This window comes from Dactylosporangium sucinum (genome assembly GCF_014647515.1).
GTDB lineage: Bacteria > Actinomycetota > Actinomycetes > Mycobacteriales > Micromonosporaceae > Dactylosporangium > Dactylosporangium sucinum.
Window position 1 is genome coordinate 216,919 of record NZ_BMPI01000001.1, and the last position, 17,475, is coordinate 234,393.

Here is a 17,475-nt window from a genome sequence, read left to right on the forward strand (position 1 = left end):
ATCCTGCAGGTGCCGGCTCCCTTGCCGCCGGCGGCGGCAAGGGAGCATCGCGTCACCACATCTTCGTGATGGTGTTCTCGGTGTTAAGGATGTTCTGGACGATGCGGTCGAGGGCCGGCGCCGCCTGCGTCGTCAGGATGCTCACCATTTCGTTGATCAGGTTGTTCCAGGAGAGCTTGTACTGCGCGTAGGCGTCCTGGTCCTGGCCGGTCCACAGCTGCAGGTAGTTCTGCAGCGCGCTGTGCAGCTCGTCCAGCTGCCCCTGGATCGCGCTGCCGCTGCTGAGGATGTCCTGGACGACACCCTGGACCTGCGCGGGGTTGATGGCGTATGTCGGCTGGCTCATGTCGGGCCTTCCCTTGCTGGTTGACGTCGGTGGTTGTCAGACCGGAATGGAGCCGGCCTCGCTGACGTTGGTGTCCTCGGTCTGAGCGACCTGCTGGGCACTCGTGTTGAGGCGTTCGGCCATGCTGTCGAGGTCGTTCACGATCGTCTGCGCCTTCTGCCGCCAGGACTCCATCGAGTTCTTGAAGGTCGTCGAGGAGCCGGCCATGAACTGCATCTGGTCGACCTCGCTCATGACCCGGGCAATGATCGTGGTGATGTCGCTCTTCGTCTCGACCATGAGCGCGGCCGAGCTCCGCATGGCCTCCGAAGGCGCTGACAGTGGATAGCCCATGAGGTCTCCTCCTCGTGTTGGTGGGCGGCGTGGTGACAGTGGTGACGGTGGTGCTAGCCGGGGGCGTTGGACGTGGTGACGGGGATGGTGGCCTTCGCCGTTTCGGGATCGAGTGACGGGCCGACCGGGATGAGATCGAGGAGCGCGGCCGGCACCGGGACGGGTGTCGCGGCGCCGTAGCCGAGCACCTCGGCCACGCTCGTGCCGGCCAGTGGGTAGCGCACGCCGGTGTCGACGAGCAGGTGCAGCGTCCCGTCGGCGACGCCCGGTGCCGGCTGGTCCCGCATCAGCAGACCGGCGCTTGGTTGCACGACGACCCGGTCGGCCAGGCGCGGTTCCCGCACCGCGACCACGGCCGGCGTCTCCGGCACGGCGGGCGGCTCGCCCAGCGCGATGCGCGCCGTCGGACCGTCCTTGGCGTCCACGGTGACCTGCAGGCACGGCGCCGTGCCCGGGGCCGGCTGTGCGAGCGCTGGTGGGGCTGCGGGGTGCAGTGGGTTGACGGTCTGGTCGACGGACATCGGCGCGCCGGCGAGCGCCGCCGGGGTCAAGGGCAGCGCCCGGACCTGTCCGCCCGGGTATGCCTGGGCCGTGCGGGGGTCGACGAGCAGCAGCGCCGCTCCGGTGGCGGTCACCGGTGAGAGGCCGTCGGTACGGACAAGATAGTGCTGCCCGTCGGGCTGGCCGGCGACCGCCTCGGTGAGCTTGAACAGTTGCCCGACCTTGCTCGCGGTGCCGCCGATGACCGGGCCGGGACGGCCCCGCCCCGGCGTGTCCGGTGCGGCCAGGTCCGGGCCGGCGGGAACGACGTCGAGCCACGCCCACCCGACCGGCTGCTGTGCCGCCGAGGCGTACCCGAGAACGCTGAGCTGGGCGGCGGACGAGATGCGCAGCCGGCGGTTGTGCCAGGCGAGGTACACCTCGCCGGCGGGCGAACGGACCAGGAGGCCGCGCCCGTCGTCCAGGGTCTCGCCCTTGGCGGTGGCGCCCACCCAGAGCGTGACGTGGGTCTTGACCGCTCCGGCCGAGTCGGTGCGCGTGGTCGAGCACACGAGCCACTTCGTGCCGTCGAGGGAGTCCACCTTGGGCAGATGGTCGGGGGCGGCCTCGATGCCGACGGGCAGGCCGTGCGGAACGTCGGCCAGCGAGTTGCCCGAGACCTGGACGACCGTCGGCTCACCGCCGAGCAGCAGCCGGGCGGAGGTGTAGTTCGCCACCGGACGGAGCACGCCGTCGAGGTAGACGTACCTGGATCCCGTCTCCTTCTCGACGATCAGCGTGCCGGGGGTCTTCCACTTGGTGTTCCCGCCCGGAACGATGTACCCGTACACGCCGCACGCCGCCACGGCCAGTGCCCCGAGGACGAGCCCGCAGACCCAGCCGATGACGAACCGGCGGTTCGGGGTGTGCGGCGAGTCCGGTTCGGCCCGGAGCATCGCCGAGACGAGCCGGCTCATCACGAAGGAGTGCGCCTGTACCTGGTCGCGTCGCGTCTGCATGTCGAAGTCCCTATCCGGCCAGCGCCCGGGCCCACTGGTAGGCGTCGAACAGCGCCAGCAGCAGCACCATGACGACTCCTGCCGCGAGGTACTCCGCGACGTCTGCGATGCGGCCCCAGTACGGCAGCAGCCGCCGCCCCGGAAGGTGGCGGGATACCGCGAGCAGGCTTCCGGCCAGGAACACCAGCCCCGTCAACGCCAGCAGGCGCCGCATGGCATCCGGGTTCGCGGCGAACTGGACGGCCATGAGGGTGAGGCCGGTGACGGCCGGCAACAGGGCGGAGATCCGTTGCCAGGCAGAACTCAGCCCGCGGGCGCGGATGAGCAGCACTGCGCTGATCGCGGCGACCAGGCCGCAGGCCACGCCGCCGCCGTGCTCGACCAGCACGGCAGCGGCCACCGTCACCACGGCCCCGACCGCGACCGTGATCGCGGTCAGGTACGCGTCCGCCACCGCCGCACCGGCCATGAGCTGCTGCGCCGGGTAGGGCTCGATGTCCTCGGCCAGGTCCGCCGCGCCGGTGGGCAACTGCGGCAGCCGCAACCGCGCCAGGCGGAAGGCGATGGACGGGGTGAGCGTGCTCAGGACGAGCACCAGGGCGGCCACGCCGCCAGCCGCCCGGACCGGCGTCAGCCCCAGGGTGACCAGCAGCGCCCCGAGCGCACCACTCGCGCCGATGAGCCACAACGCGAGGAACACCGGCTGCTGATGGCCGATGACGGCCACGGCGAGCACGGCGGCGCCGGTGGCCGCCGCGAACGCGGCGAGCGCCTGCGGCCCGGCACCGGTGTCCGCGGCGACCGGGCCGGGCACCAGGTATCCGGCCAGGCCGGCGAACGGCAACGCGGCCAGCCCGCACACCAGCGCGGCCCACGCATCGTCCAGGGCCCGCGAGAACATCGTGGCGGCGACGACGAGCACACCCGCGACGGCCGCGGCCACCCAGCCCCGGGGAGTGAAGGCGGGATCCAGCAGCAGCGCGAAACAGACGAGGAGGACCACGCCACCGAGCGCCACGAACAGGCCCCGGGTCATCGAGTCGCGCCAGCGGTCCGGCCGGGAGCGCACACCGGTGGCCAAGCCGTAGATGAGGTCGTCGAAGTGCACCGGTGGCAGTTGCCCGTCCCGCGGCCGCAGGTACAGGGTCTCGCCGTCGTGGATCTGCAATGCCTCGGGCGTCGACTCCTCGTCGAGCGGCCCGCTGCCGAGCCGCTGGAGGACCCAGTCCTCCTCCCCGGTCAGCCCCCGGCCGCGTCCCCGGCCGTTCGCGGGCGCGTCGGCGGCACCGTCGGCGCCGGGACGGCCGGGGGCGCTGACGGTCGTCGCGCGCTGCACGAGAACCGGCAACAGGTCGCAGATCGGTACGGTCATCGGCAGCGCCAGCTCGAGGGTCCGGTAGGGAGTCACCAGCACTACCCGGCAGAGGTCCGCGGTCGGCGCCGTCATGACGCACCCGGACCCGGCGGCATGAGCCCGGCCTGCACCAGCGCCGTCCCGGAGAACCGGCTGATCCACTGCGCCCGGCCGGGCGGAAGGGTGAGCGGTTTGGTACCGCCGAGGAAGGCGTACTCGTCGCGCGGGCACGAGAACAGCAGCCCGGGCGTGCCCAGGTCCCACATGCGGCGGAGCACCTGATCGTTCATCGCGCGCATACCACCGGACGTGCTCCGGGCGACCACCACGTGCAGGCCGATCTCGGTGCCCTGGGCCAGCAGGCCGACCAGCGCCTCGGCCGGGTTGATCAAGCCGGTTGCCACCAGTTCGTGATCGTCGATGAGCACGAAGATCCTCGGTCCGCTCCACCAGTCGCGGCTGGGGAGCCGGTCGGGTGTGATCTCCGGCCTCGGCACCCGCTCCCTGAGCACCGGGGCGACCTGCGCCAGGGTCTCCTTGAGCTGCTCGCCGGAGAGCACGTAGCCGATCTGGTAGGCCGGCGGCAGCAGGTCCTGCAGTCGGCGCCGCGGGTCGACCACCAGGACTCTGGCCTCTTCGGGCGTGAACCTCGTGGTGATGGCGCGGAGGAACAGTCGCAGCAGATTGCTCTTTCCGCTCTGGTGGTCGCCGAAGGCGATCAGGTGCGGCGTGACCGAGAAGTCGTGCCATACCGGCTGCAACGTCTGGTCGTCGACGCCGAAGGCGACCCGCAGGTCCCCTTCGGGCGGCGGCAGTTCGTCGACGTCGAGCTGCCGCGGCAAGAGACGGACCGGCGGGGCCACCGGCCCGGACCAGTGGTCACGCACGGCGGCCGCCAGCGCGGCCTGGCCTTCGGCCAGGTCTTCGACGGTCGACAGGCCATCGATGCGAGGTATCGCCGTCAGGTAGTGGTACTGGCTCGGTGTCATGCCTCTTCCCGGGATCTGTGGGACGTCGCGCGCCTTCCTGAAGTCGATCTCGGACTCCATCGGGTCGCCGAGACGCAGCTCCAGGCGGGTCTGCAGGACGTCCCGCAACCAGGGCCGGATCTCCGACCAGCGACCCGCCCCCACCACGAGGTGCACGCCGTAGGTCAGCCCTCGGCTGGCGATGTCCTGCAGGCTGTCCTCCAGCGCTTCGTACTCCTGCCGCAGCGTGTACCAGCCGTCGATGACCAGGAACACGTCTCCGTACGGATCGTCGACCTGACCGAGCGCCCGCTGGCGCCGGTAGGCGGCCATCGACTCCACCCCGTGCTGGTTGAACATCGCTTCCCGCGCCGCGAGCAGACCGAGCACCTCGACCACCGTGCGGGTGACCCGCTCCCGGTCCCGCCGCTGGGCGACGCTGCCGACGTGGGGCAGGTCGGCGAGCGACGCCAGGCCGCCGCCACCGAAGTCCAGGATGTAGAACTGGACCTCGACCGGCGTGTGGGTCAGCGCGAGCGCCGTGATGAGCGTTCGCAACAGTGTGCTCTTGCCGGTGCGCGGGGCGCCGACCACGGCGACGTGGCCCTTGCCGCCTTCGAGGTCGGCGATGAGCGGGTCGCGGCGCTGGTCGTACGGCCGGTCGACCAGCCCGACCGGAACCCGGAGGTTGCCGTAGGGTGCGCCGAAGCCTCTGGCCGGATCGACGGTCAGCGCCGGCAACAGCTGGTCCAGTGTCGCCGGGTCGTCGAGCGGCGGCAGCCACACTCGGTGGGCGGGCGGGCCGGCATCACGCAACCGGTCGACGATCACCTGCAGCACGGTCTCGGTGGCCGGCGCGTCCTGCGGTTCGGCCGGGCCGTCCGTCGGCTCCTCGTCCCGGTCCGGCCGGTGGAACGGGACGACGTAGCCGGCCTCGAACGGCAGGACCCGGGTTTCGCCGGCCGGGCGCGCTCGCCGCCGACCGGGCAGTGGGCACGGCCCGGACACGTAGGCCCCACGGAACTTCACCAGGGTGGTGGTGTCGGTGCGCAGGTAGCCCGTGCCCGGCGTCAGCGGCTGGTCGTAGCAGTCGGTGGTGCCGATCACGCCACGCGACTCCATGCCGGAGTACATGCGCAGACCGATGCGGTACGACAAATGGGTTTCGAGGGTGTGGATGCGCCCCTCCTCGAACCGCTGCGACGCGAGCAGCAGGTGCACGCCGAGCGAGCGGCCCAGCCGGCCGATCATCATGAAGAGCTCGCCGAACTCGCTCTTGGACGCCAGCAGCTCACCGAACTCGTCCACGATGATGACCAGCGTCGGCAGCGGTGCCAGCGCGGCTCCGGTCGCGCGTGAACGCTCGTACTCGTGCCGGGACGTGAAGCCGTGCCTGCGCAGCAGTTCCTGACGGCGTACCAGTTCGCCCTGCAGGGCGTCTTGCATCCGGTCCACGAGCGGCAGTTCGTCGGCCAGGTTGGTGATGAGCGCGGACACGTGGGGCAGGCCGTCGAGGCCCAGGAAGGTCGCGCCACCCTTGAAGTCGACCAGCACCATGTTCAGCGCTTCGGACGAATGCGTCATCGCCAGCGCGAGCACGATGGTGCGGATGAGCTCGCTCTTGCCCGAGCCGGTGGCGCCGATGAGGATCCCGTGCGGGCCCATGCCACCCTGGGCCGACTCCTTGATGTCCAGTTCCACCGGGCGGCCGCGCTCGTTGACGCCGATCGGCACCCGCAGCTGCTCCCACGGCGAACGGGTCTGCCACAGCGCCTGGGGCTCCATGGACCGCAGCTCCGCCACCCCGAGCAGTGAGGCCAGGTCCGCGGTGACGGCGGTCGCGTCACTGGCCCGGGCCGCCGCGCCGAGCCGGTACGGCGCCATCAGCCGGGCGAGCGCCCGAGCCCGTACCAGGCTCAGCTGGTCCGGCCGGCCGATCGTGACGCTCTCCTCCTCACCGGCGCGCGTCAGGCTCACCCGCTCCACCTGCTCGCCCCGGATCCGCAGGCGCAGCGTGGTGGCGGCACCGTCCCACGGCAGGCTGCGATCGACATCGATGGCGATGACGTTGCGGTACCCCGGACCGGCCAACCGGGCCGTGCTTGGCAGCGGCGCGTCATCGAGCACGACGACGAGGAACGGCTCGGTGCTCGTCGGCGCCGCACCCACCTCGAACCGGCCGCGCTCGTCGAGCGCCTTGCCGCCCAGCATCCGGTCCAGATCGGAAAGGGTGTCGCACACCATGCGGGCCGAGCCGACCGCGTCGGCCTCGTCGGGGTGCTGCGCGTGCGGCAGCCATTTGACCCAGTCCCAATGGCGTAGGCGGTCGGCCGCCGCGTACACGGTGATCCGCAGGTCGTCCGGGGCGTGGAAGGTCGCGAGTTGGGCCAGCATCGCCCGGACGAGCGCCCGGTTCGTGACCGGGTCCCCGTCCAGGCTGATCTTGGCGAACCCCCTGAGGTAGACCGCGACCGGCATCTCCTCGATCGTGGTGTACGCGCGCAGGAAGCGCCGCAGCCCGCTGGCGCACAGCGGCTCCAGGTCCTCGACCGGCTTGGTCTGCGGCGCCGCCAGCTCGAGCGCCAGCCGCTGCTGGCCCAGGCCGATGCGCACCTCGGCGAAGTCGGCGTGGTTGGCCCGCCGCTCCCAGAGCCGGTCGGTCGGGACCACCGCCCACAACCGGGCCGGCTCGGGATGCGTGAACAGCACGGACGTGCGCTGCTTGTCCAAACTGGACCTCACCTGCCGGCGGACCTGGCCCAGGTACCTCAGGTAGTCGCGGCGCTCCCCCTTGAGCCGGCCCTTGCGTTCCATCCCGGACCGGACTCCCCAGGCAACCCCCATGATCAGGAAGGCGACGAGCATGATGCCGCCGGCGATGAGCATCATCGGGTTGTTCAGGCTGCGCATGCCGCTGAAGCTGTAGAACATCAGCATCATCGCCGCGGACCCCGCCATCATCGGCAGGTAGAACAGCATGTTCAGGCCCGCACCGCCGCCACCGACGCTCTCCGGAAGGGTCGGCGGCTCCTGCAGGGGAAACTCGCCTTTGTCGATCTGTGGAGCGGGTCGGCGGGGAGCCCGGGCAAGCTGCATGGTCGCGCTCATCGCGCCCCGCCCCTTTCATCAGTGGAGAAGGAATCGTCAAGGTGACCGGAGGGGCGCCAGCGGCGGCGTGTGCCACGAGGGACGACGCTGCCGAGCACGACCGCACCCACCACGGTGACCACCGTTACGGCGGCGAATCCGATCGCGGCATCCCGGGCTCGGGTGTCCTGCGGTGCCACCAGGACCGGCGAGACGGCCGGCAGCGCGGTCACCGTCACCGCCGCGCCCTGCTCATCCGGAAGGATCGCGGTGACCGCCCGGTACGGGTTCACCACCCCCCACCCGACCTCGGGGTTGGGTGTCCGGCCGGCCGGATGGTCGGCGGTCAGCTCCAGCCGGCGCTTGACCGCTGCCGCCGACAGCCTGGGGTGGTAGGCCCGCACCAGGGCCGCCGCCGCCGCCACGAACGGGGTCGAGTAGCTCGTTCCGTTGTCGACCAGATGACCCGGGGCCGCCCGGCTCAGGCTCACCACGTTGACGCCCGGCGCGACCAGATCCACCGACGCGCCGACCTCCGAGAAGTTGCTCCGCCGGCCGTCCTGACCGATCGCGCCGACCCCGATGACCTCCGGGAACGCGGCCGGGTACGCCTTGGGATTTCCCCGCTCGAACTCGTTCGACGCGGATGCGACCAGCAGGACGTCGCGGGCCTGCGCGTACTCCACCGCGGCGCGAAGCTCCGCGCTCGCCAGGAACGCGCTCGCCGAGATGTTCACCACCCGCGCCCCACCGTCGACAGCCAGCCGGATGGCCCGGGCCAGGCCCGACGACGTGCCGTCACTCGGTCCGTTCGCCTGCCGGACGGGCAGGATCGTGACACCGGGTGCGATCCCGGTCATGCCGGTGCCGGTGCGGGGAGCCGCGCCGATGATGCCGGCGACGAACGTACCGTGACCGTAGCAGTCCTGGTCGGCCGTGCCCACGCCGTTGACCACGTCGACGCCGGCGAGGACCCGCCCGGCCAGCTGTGGCACCGACGCGTCGACGCCGGTGTCGATGACGGCGACAATGACGCCACGACCGGTCGTCAGTGGCCACACTCGTTGCGGCGCCATCCGCTCCTGTGTCCACGGCGTGCCCGGCAGCATGGTGTCCGACGGTGTCGTGCACCGGGCCGGGTCCAGCGGGCCGCCGGGGCGGGCCGGATCCGGAACGGGGCCGGCCGACCCCGACGCCGCCATCACGTTGCCCGGCGTGGCCACCGGCACCATGGACACCGGCACCGGGGCGGCGCCTCCGGTGAGGGCGAACACCGCGACCACGCCCGTGGCACCGACGAGGGTGAAGGACGCACCCACACGTCTGCGCACGCTACGTCCACCTCCTCGGGAAACACGGGTCAGCTGCGGGGACTTGCGCGAGGCTTCCGGCGACGTGCGGTCAGCCGTACGTCCACACCGGCTCTTCGACGGCCGGCTCCTGAAGCGCCACCAGGGCTCGGTGCAGCGCCGCGCCGTCGACCTCGGCGACGACGTAGTCACGAGACCGGATGTGCGCGACCAGCTCCGGATCCGGGAGCATGGCGTACCGCTCCAGGTAGTAGGTCGTCGCCTCGTTCCATATGTACGTGCCGTCGGTGAGAAAGTTCATCGGGACAGTGCCCCGCAGCGTCGGGTCGACGACGTCGTCCATGCGCGCGGCGGTCACCAGCAACGGCTCACCGCGACGCAGGTACGCCAGCAACTGCTCGCGCTCCGTCTCCGCGGCCGCCGGATGGTCCGGACTCATCCGGGGCCCGGTCTCGGGGTCCACCTCGTCGAAGAGCACGGCGATGCGCACCCCGGGGTCCTCGCTGCTCGACCACAGCAGCGCCGCATACGCCCGCGCCAGGCGCTGGTAGCCGGGCAACTCGGCCCTGGTCGGGTAGACCTCGACCCGTGGAACCGCCGCACCGGCCGCGCGGAGCGCGGTCTGTAGCCTGCCCGTAATCGCGACCAGGTCGGCCGGGTCCCGCACTTCGACGACGTAGACCCGCTCGGGTGGTGGCCACGGCGCACCGTCGCCGGGGAATCTCCACGACCGCCACAAGGCCAGGGCATCCGGCTCGGCGGCGACCGCCTGCGCGACGGCCTGATCGATGTCGTCCTCGGGCTCGGTCCGCCCGCGGGACGGTGCAGCGGACTCGTCCGCGTCGGTTTCCGGTTCACCGGCGAGATAGGCGTCGACGGCGGCCCGGCCCGGCAGGAACCCGAACATCGGCATCTGATCGTCGTCGGCGAGCTCCACGGTGGACAGTGCCGACCGATCCAGGCCGCGCGCGGCGAGCAGCTCGTCCAGCAGTTCGACGTCCGGCGAGGCGAGCGGCGTGCGCTGCGCGAGCACCGCGTGGACGAGGGCGTGACCGACGTCCAGCTCGCGCCCCTCGGCGAGCCAGGTGCGACACTGGGCGATGAGCTCGTCCGGCAGCGTGCCGGCCAGGCGCAGCAGCATCCAGTGGCTCGCGCTCCGGCGACCCTCGACACCGACCATGGTCGCACCTCCTCACGCCGGGAGAGACCGCCTCGCCCTGCACCCCCTGACGACCCCGCGATGGCCCCGGTTCACGGGAATCTCAGAAATTTTGTAACGCTCCGGCCGCCCTGAACCTCCGCAGGTCACCGCGCGTCAACGAGGCGACGGGTCGTGGTGCGCCCGTGCGTGACGACCTTGATGTGGACCTGGATGTGGACGCTGGAGGATGCTGCGTGGCTCGGCTGTTGCCAAACCTGTTGCCAACCATCGCCTGGTCGGGCGTCATCATCACGACGGCGGCGGGCTGCGCTGCCGATCCGCGGTCGGCCCTGCGGCCCGGGGTGGGCGGGCTCGGCGCCGTCCTGACCGTGGCGGGCCTCTGCATGCTGGCGGCCAACTGGAGGCAGAGCCGGCGCCGGCGGCGAGAGCAACTCGCTGCGTTCGTGCAGCCGACCCCGCAGTACGGCCGGCCACCGGATCCGGCACCGGCCCACGCCGGCGAGCAGCCATCGCGGCGAGAGCCGGCGAGTGCGGAGCGGCCCGAGCGGACGGTGGGCGGGACGGCCGAGCGCGGCCCGGGGCCGACGCCCGAGCCGATACCCGAGCTCGGCCCACCGGCACGTGCCCCGGGCGTCCTCGCCGGACTCGTCGAGCGTCCGTACCGGATCACGATGGCCGGGGATGACGCACCCGCTGACGACACCGGCCCGCCGACGGCCCAGTCCCCTCGGCTCGCCTCCGTGGCGCCGGACGACGGTCCGGTCGAGCTGTCCATCGAGGTCGGCCTTGACCGGGTGCGGGCGCGACTGGAGGGTTTCCGCGCCGCACCGTCGCACGACCTGTCCGGAGCGCGGATCTACGTCGGCGAGTCCCCCGCCGGCCCGCTGCACCTCGACATCTGCCGATGTCCTGACGTGCTGACCATCACCGGTCACGCGGCCGCCCGCGAGCGGATCGCCAGAAGCCTGCTCGATCAGTGCGATCACCTCGCGGCAACGCTGCGGGTCGCGGTGGTCGGGCGGCGCCTGGCGCGCCCGCCCGGTCACATCGGCGGCGACGAGCCGGACTCCGCCGACCGGCACCACGTCGTGGATCGGCTGGACCAGCTTGCGCCGCACAACGACCCGACCACACCGCTGCTGGTGTTCTGCGCGGCCGACGACGCCGACGAGGCGCGACAGCTACGCCGCCTCGTCGAGGAGTCCCGCGGCATTCTCGTGCCAGTGGTGATCGGCGACATTCCACCCGCGCGGTGGTCGCTGCATGCCGAGCCCAGCTCCCCCGCCACGCCCTCCAGCACGGCGGCCCTCGATCGCGCGGACGCTGTCCCGGCGTCATCGGATACCCGGCCGGCCGACCACCGCGTGCTCCGCGGCTCCCCGCCCCGACGCACGCGGACGATCTGGGTGGCCCCGGACGAGTGAGCCCACCGGCCGGTCTCGACGGGCTCTGCGGTGTCATCCGGCCGGAGACCGGGATGCCACAGTCGCCGCCGGTGCCGGCCGCTCGTCCAGTCGTCCCACCAGCCGATCCGACGGCTCGGCCCGAAACGGTGCCTCGCCGTCGTCGCGGGCGAGCGCGTCCAGCGCCAGCCGCCGCCCCACCTCGAAGACCGTTACCACACCTTCGAACGGTTCCAACTCGGGCAGGTCCAGAGAGGCGAGGGTGCCGTCGCCGAGCTGCACGAGCACGAGGACCGCTTCTCCGACCGACCCAACGGGACCGTCGCCGGCGTCGCCGGTGACGCCGCGAGCGTCCTCCGCGAGCCTGATCAGGCTCGACGCGCTGGACACGCGGTAGTCACGGCGTTGCCTGACGGAGATCACCGATGGATGAGGGTCGGCCTGCGTGACATGGCCGTGCTCGTCCGGGAACGTGGGCTCGGTGGTGGTCGGATCGATCCAGTCCACTTGCCAGGGCGCGACCTCTCCGTACGCCTCGAGGAGCACCTCTGCGTAGCGGTACGTGGCATTGTTGAGCGCGACATAGGCCCGCCACAGCGCCTCATGATCGCGCACGCCGCTGGACTCGCCGGCGGCGACGGCCGCGAGGTGGTCCCGGGCCGCCACAACCACGTTCGCGAGAGCGGTCTCGACTCTGAGGTTCACATGACCCATGACGGCCCGATCCCAGCGGCGGTTCGCGCCGGTTTTCAACGCGCTCGCTCCGTGGCCCACCTCTCGTGAACCGACCGCGGAGACGGCACGTCACCACGTTGACATCCGTACCGTCACCAACGCCGCAGGAGTCAGTAATGCGTTCCGGCTTGCGTACCAGGCGCCTGGCGGCGAGCGGTGCCGGCCTCGCCAGCGTCGCCGTGCTGCTCGTCGCGTGGCTGCTCGTCCCGAGCCACCGGCCGTCACCGTCGGGTCCCCGCGCGTCGGGTGCGTCCGAGGGTCCCGCTCGCCCCCCGTCGAGCAGCGCGACAACCATGCCACCCGCAGCCTCACCGACGACCAGCCCGCCACCGTCGCCGAGCCCGTCGACCTCGCCTCGTCCCACCGCAACCGGAACGGATGCGACACCCCCGCCGGTCGTGCGCAACACGACACCGGTCGCCGCGAACGGCCGGTTGCGCGTTTGTGGAACCAAGCTGTGCAACCAGTTCGGAACGCCGATCCAGTTGCGGGGCATGTCGACGCACGGCATCCAGTGGTACAGCCAATGCGTCACCCACGCATCCGTCGCCGCCCTCGCGAGCGACTGGCACGCGGACGTGCTGCGCATTTCCATGTACGTCCAGGAGGACGGCTACGAGACCGACCCGCGGCGCTTCACCGACCTGGTCACCAGATACGTCGACCTGGCCTCCGCAGCCGGCATGTACGCGATCGTGGACTGGCACATGCTCACGCCCGGTGACCCGAACCGCAACCTGAGCAAGGCCAAGGCGTTCTTCACCGAGGTCGCGAGCCGCTACGCGGGCAAGCCCAACGTGCTCTACGAGGTCGCCAACGAGCCCAACGGTGTCTCCTGGCCGGCGATCAAGTCGTACCACGAGCAGATCATCCCGGTGATCCGGGCAAAGGACCCGCAGGCGGTCGTCCTGCTCGGCACCCGGGCGTGGTCTTCGCTCGGCGTGTCGGACGGCGCGAGCGAGTCGGAGATCATCGCCAGTCCGGTGTCGGCGTCGAACATCATGTACACGTTCCACTTCTATGCGGCCTCGCACGGCGCGAACTACCTCACCGCGCTCTCCCGGGCCGCCGACCGGATCCCCGTGTTCGTGACCGAGTTCGGCACGCAGACCGCGTCCGGAGACGGTGGCAACGACTTCTCCACGTCTCAGCGCTACATCGACCTCATGGCCGACAAGAAGATCAGCTGGACGAACTGGAACTACTCGGACGACCACCGATCGGGTGCGGTGTTCAAGCCGGGCACGTGCGGCGCCGGTCGCTTCACGGACTCGGCGAGCCTGAAGCCGGCCGGAGCGTGGATACGGGAGCGGATCCGCCCGGCCGGCCAGGGTCTCAACGCCGCGCCGCGCCCGGCCGCTCAGCCGAACGGGTTGCCGGCATGGGTCAACGTCTCCCAGGCCAGGAAGTAGTTGGCGCCCGCCGGTCGGCGGCCGGAGACGAGCTTGCCGGTGTTGGGCAGCGCAAGGCCGAGCACCCCGTGGTAGTGGTTGTAGGCGACTTCGAGCGTGCTGCCCAGGCCGGTAGCGACGGTGCCGCCGCAGAGCCAGCCGGGCACGGGATCGCCCAGATCCAACCCGGCGTGGAACTCGAGCGCCGCGGTCAGCCGCGGACGGATCTCGGCGTACAGGTCCGTGCCCTGGATCCAGGCGGTGGCCGCGATATGGCCGGCGGCGGAGAACCCCCAGCCCGTGTGGCCGAAGTCCCGGCACGTCTCCTGGCTGAGACCGTCGACATAGCGCCCGGGGTTGTGCCAGTAGGACTCGACCTCGGCCGGGGTGTCGCGGTGGCTGCCCTGCGGCCCGCGCGGCCGCGGCCCATCGATGGTCAGGTAGATGTACGCGGGGATGCGGGCACGGGTGAGGGCGAGGGCCTTGAGATACGACGCCCGGTCGTCGAGGAACACCGCGATGCTGACGGCGGCGTCCATCTCGATCAACTCGTGGTTGCCGTTGCTGTTCGGTTCGCCGACCACCACGACGGAGAGGTAGACCTCCCGAAGCATCCGGCTGAATCGCTCCAGTTGCTCCGCCGGCCAGCGCCGGTACGTGTAGCGGATCAGCTCGCCGGCCCGCGCCCAGGACACACCCGACCAGCCAGCTTGAATCTTCGCGTTGCTGTTGGTGTGGCTTCGCACCACGCGTGCCCACGCGTCCATGACGGCGGTCGCCTTCTCGGCGTAGCGCTCGTCGCCTGTGAAGTACCACGCCAGTGCCAGCGTGTAGGCGGCGAGCGCGTCGTTGCGTTCATCCGTGCAGCCGTGGTTCGGGTTCGACTTCGATCCGCACTCGACGGTCGCGCGCGGCTGCGGCATCCTCGACAGCGAAGCCAACGGGCTCGCCATCATCGCGTCGAAGGCCGCACGCCACGGTTGGGCTCCCGCAGCGAGCCGCTCGCGGACGAAGTTGAGCTGCGGCGCGCTCACGAACACCCCCGGGTGGACGAATCCGCCGCCGCGGGCCACCGGCGCGGTGACACCCGGCGTGGCCGGCACGGATGCCGAGGCGACCGGTGACGTCTCGGCCGAAGGGCCCGGCGTCAACGTCGGCGGCACGATCCGGGCCGGCGCCGCCGACTCCGGCGCCCGGGCCGACGGCTGCGGTCCGGCGGCGGGGGCCGACCTCGTCGACAGCAGGGCCACCAACACGACGCCGGTGATGAACAGCGCTCCGCACGCGAAGAGCACATCACGCAGGTGTCGTCGTCGGGTGACGTACATTCCCATGACGGACATTCCTCCCATCGTGGATCCGGGCAACGGCTCCGACCGATCCGCTGACGAGCGGGCGTCCCGCGCGGTTCACGGCACGTGCGACCAGTTCGGTTGAACCCTGACCACATCCGTGCGTCATAGCGAGCGGGAGATCTGTCCGACTGAACGGAGGCACATGTCGCATCACCGTGCGGAACTGTTGCGGCGCAGCAAGGCCGCCATCCTGATGCTGGTCATCGGCGTAGCACTGATGATCAGCGCCGGGTATGTGCGCACAGGGACCGGCGCACCCGCCGACCGGGCGGCAGCCGCGGAGCGGTCCGGGGACACCGATGACGTCTGGAGCGATCCGACGGACGTGCCGACGCCGCAGACCAGCAGCTCGCCGCCAGCATCCCCGAGCCCGTCGCCGTCGATGACCAGTCCGTCACCGAGCCCCGCACCGACATCCCCGTCGGCCTCACCGACGGCCCCGGCGCCGAGCGTCAACCTCGCGCTGCACCGTCCGGCCACGGCAACGAGCGAGGTCCGGACAGCGAACGGTGCGTCCTATGCCACCGACGGCAACGCCTCGACCTTCTGGGAGGGAGCGAACCACGGCCTGCCGCAGAACCTGACCATCGACCTGCAGGGGTCCTACCCGGTGACCCGAGTTGTCATCAAGCTGCCCCCGCTGGCCAACTGGCCTGCCCGGACCCAGACACTCTCCGTGCTCGGGAGCACCAACGGCACGACCTTCACGACCGTCAAGGGTTCGGCGGCGTACGCGTTCGGCTTCACCGGAGGCAAGCACGAGGTCACGATCACGGTGCCGCGCAGCACCGTCCGATACCTGCGTCTCGCGTTCACGGGCAACTCGACCTGGGACGCCGGCCAGGCGAGCGAGGTGGAGATCTACAGCTGACCCCGGCATCGCCGGAGCAACCCCGCTCCTCGTCGGTCGGGACCCGGTATCGTGAGCCCAACTGGGCCCCGCCCCGCGCGCTGGCGACCGGGTCCGCCGCCCTGCGCCACGCCGAAAGCGGCGGGATCCGACCGGCACGGGTCAGGTCGCTCACCTACGCATCCCACAACGTCTCACGCATCGAGATGAGCGCAGTTCCTTCCGCACCCGTATCCATAGTCATGTCACCAACAGCAGTTGCGGCGCGCACCGAGAAGACCATCAGCCGGTACTGCCTCCCCTGCACCTGGGCCGAGCGGACACGGCAGGCTCCGTAAGACGCGCAGGGACTTGTGCCGCGTTCACTCCCGCCGTGAACGCCCCCGGTCCACCCAACCGTAATCAGGGACATGGGTATCGGGATTGCGCAGGGGTTGCTCAAGGAACGGTCGCGACTTGTCGTGATCATGGCAGAGGCGCTCTTCGTGTCGGCGCTGCAGCCGTCGCAGCACCCCACCACGCGCGAGATCTGCATCGCGGCAGCGAATGAACTGGGCAAACGCGGGGTGGCGGGATGCGCGGCAGCGGTAGCCGCCGAGTTCGGCGACCACCCGCTCGAGGCCATCGCCCGGATGCGGTGGGCACTGCGCGTCGCAGCGGACTGCCGCAACGGTCGTCAACCAGGAATCTCGCGCGAACGGGGCGATCGGCATCGTCGACGCCTGGACCGGGTTTCCTGAGGCGCTCACCAGCGCCCGGTTCGAATGGGCGACGAGCGGGCGCCGTCACCCGCGGCGTCGGATGCGGCGGTGACCTTCGATCGCCGGTGGGCTGCGGCCGGTTGCTCCGCCGCGCAGGCCGGCACGTAGCCGGGCGCGTCAGCTGGGTCCGAGCTTGACAGGCAGGCGGAGGCTCTGGGCGCCACCGTCGACGGGTAGCACCGTGCCGGTGGTCGACGCGGAGCGCGGGCCGGCCAGGTAGCAGATCGCCTCGGCCACCTCCGGCGCGCTGACCAGCCGGCCGATGGGCTGGCGGGCCCCCAGAGCGGCGAGTTCGGCGACCGGATCGGCCGCCCGAGCCAGCAGGCGCTGGACCCAGGGCGTGTCCGCGGTGCCGGGAGCCACACAGTTGACCCGGATCCCCTCATGGACGTGGTCGGCGGCCATCGCCAGGGTGAGTGAGAGCAGGGCGCCCTTGGTTGCGCTGTAGAGCGCCCGCTGTGGCAGGCCGACCGTGGCCGCCATCGACGAGGTGATGACCATTGACGCCGCCGGCGAGGCGCGCAGGGCCGGCAGGCTGGCGCGGGCCACGCGGACCACGCCGAGCAGGTTGACGTCGAGGACGCGCCGCCACTCGTCGAGGTCGTTGGCTTCGACCGCGCCCTGGGCGCCGATGCCGGCATTGTTGATCACGACATCGAGCCGGCCCAACCCCCGTTCGACCGCCGCGACCGCCGCGGTGACCCCCGCGTCGTCGGTGACGTCGCACTGCACCGCGAGGAACTCCGGACCGATGCCGTCGACGTTGAGATCCAGCACCGCGACTCGGGCGCCCCGCTCAGCCAGCAACCGCGCGGTGGCGAGCCCGATCCCGGAAGCCCCGCCGGTCACGATGGCAGCCAGGCCGTCGAACTCCTTCATTTCTCCTCCTCATCATCATCGCTGTACCTGCGAGCGGACCGT

At 71.3% G+C, this 17,475-nt stretch carries 13 protein-coding genes and 1 pseudogene; 4 read left to right on the forward strand and 10 right to left on the reverse strand.

The features are described from left to right. Positions 1-52: 52 nt before the first annotated feature. The 7 genes from IEZ31_RS00655 to IEZ31_RS00685 form a co-directional block, all read right to left on the reverse strand. On the reverse strand, positions 53-346 hold the full coding sequence (locus IEZ31_RS00655; RefSeq protein ID WP_190247687.1) for a WXG100 family type VII secretion target: 294 nt from the start codon (positions 344-346) through the stop codon (positions 53-55). Positions 347-382: 36 nt separating this feature from the next. Then, positions 383-679: a WXG100 family type VII secretion target gene (locus tag IEZ31_RS00660; protein ID WP_190247688.1), complete on the reverse strand. Its 297-nt coding sequence runs from the start codon at positions 677-679 to the stop codon at positions 383-385. 53 nt (positions 680-732) lie between these two features. After that, entirely contained in the window at positions 733-2,178 is a 1,446-nt protein-coding gene (eccB, locus tag IEZ31_RS00665; RefSeq protein ID WP_190247689.1) for a type VII secretion protein EccB, read from the reverse strand. A 10-nt stretch (positions 2,179-2,188) separates the two neighbouring features. After that, on the reverse strand, positions 2,189-3,625 hold the full coding sequence (gene eccD / locus IEZ31_RS00670) for a type VII secretion integral membrane protein EccD (RefSeq protein WP_190247690.1): 1,437 nt from the start codon (positions 3,623-3,625) through the stop codon (positions 2,189-2,191). Further along, the gene (eccCa, locus tag IEZ31_RS00675) at positions 3,622-7,608 is read right to left on the reverse strand and encodes a type VII secretion protein EccCa (RefSeq protein WP_190247691.1); all 3,987 of its coding nucleotides are present in this window, start codon (positions 7,606-7,608) and stop codon (positions 3,622-3,624) included. Before eccCa ends, eccD begins: the two co-directional genes overlap by 4 nt. Further along, positions 7,605-8,918, reverse strand: a complete 1,314-nt coding sequence (gene mycP / locus IEZ31_RS00680; RefSeq protein WP_190247692.1) for a type VII secretion-associated serine protease mycosin — start codon at positions 8,916-8,918, stop codon at positions 7,605-7,607. Before mycP ends, eccCa begins: the two co-directional genes overlap by 4 nt. A 70-nt stretch (positions 8,919-8,988) precedes the next feature. Next, a complete protein-coding gene (locus IEZ31_RS00685) occupies positions 8,989-10,077 on the reverse strand; it encodes a hypothetical protein (protein ID WP_190247693.1) in 1,089 nt (362 codons plus the stop codon). Between the two features lie 215 nt (positions 10,078-10,292). On the opposite strand from IEZ31_RS00685, the gene IEZ31_RS00690 reads away from it, so the two are divergent. Beyond that, entirely contained in the window at positions 10,293-11,483 is a 1,191-nt protein-coding gene (locus IEZ31_RS00690; RefSeq protein WP_190247694.1) for a hypothetical protein, read from the forward strand. A 33-nt stretch (positions 11,484-11,516) separates the two neighbouring features. Here IEZ31_RS00690 and IEZ31_RS00695 read toward each other — a convergent pair whose 3' ends face one another. Further along, a complete protein-coding gene (locus tag IEZ31_RS00695; RefSeq protein ID WP_190247788.1) occupies positions 11,517-12,176 on the reverse strand; it encodes a hypothetical protein in 660 nt (219 codons plus the stop codon). 266 nt (positions 12,177-12,442) lie between these two features. Between IEZ31_RS00695 and IEZ31_RS00700 the strand changes: the two are divergent. Further along, a pseudogene (locus IEZ31_RS00700) lies at positions 12,443-13,609 on the forward strand (glycoside hydrolase family 5 protein); the annotation flags it as partial. On the opposite strand, the gene IEZ31_RS00705 reads toward IEZ31_RS00700, so the two are convergent. Continuing rightward, the gene (locus IEZ31_RS00705) at positions 13,558-14,931 is read right to left on the reverse strand and encodes an alginate lyase family protein (protein WP_229833881.1); all 1,374 of its coding nucleotides are present in this window, start codon (positions 14,929-14,931) and stop codon (positions 13,558-13,560) included. The pseudogene IEZ31_RS00700 and the gene IEZ31_RS00705 sit on opposite strands and share 52 nt — an antisense overlap. A gap of 154 nt (positions 14,932-15,085) precedes the next feature. On the opposite strand from IEZ31_RS00705, the gene IEZ31_RS00710 reads away from it, so the two are divergent. Continuing rightward, positions 15,086-15,814 carry a discoidin domain-containing protein gene (locus IEZ31_RS00710; RefSeq protein WP_190247696.1) on the forward strand — a complete coding sequence of 243 codons (729 nt, stop codon included), beginning with the start codon at positions 15,086-15,088 and terminating at the stop codon, positions 15,812-15,814. Between the two features lie 389 nt (positions 15,815-16,203). Continuing rightward, on the forward strand, positions 16,204-16,533 hold the full coding sequence (locus IEZ31_RS00715) for a hypothetical protein (protein ID WP_190247801.1): 330 nt from the start codon (positions 16,204-16,206) through the stop codon (positions 16,531-16,533). Between the two features lie 138 nt (positions 16,534-16,671). Here IEZ31_RS00715 and IEZ31_RS00720 read toward each other — a convergent pair whose 3' ends face one another. Further along, entirely contained in the window at positions 16,672-17,433 is a 762-nt protein-coding gene (locus tag IEZ31_RS00720) for an SDR family NAD(P)-dependent oxidoreductase (protein WP_190247697.1), read from the reverse strand. Positions 17,434-17,475 lie beyond the last annotated feature (42 nt).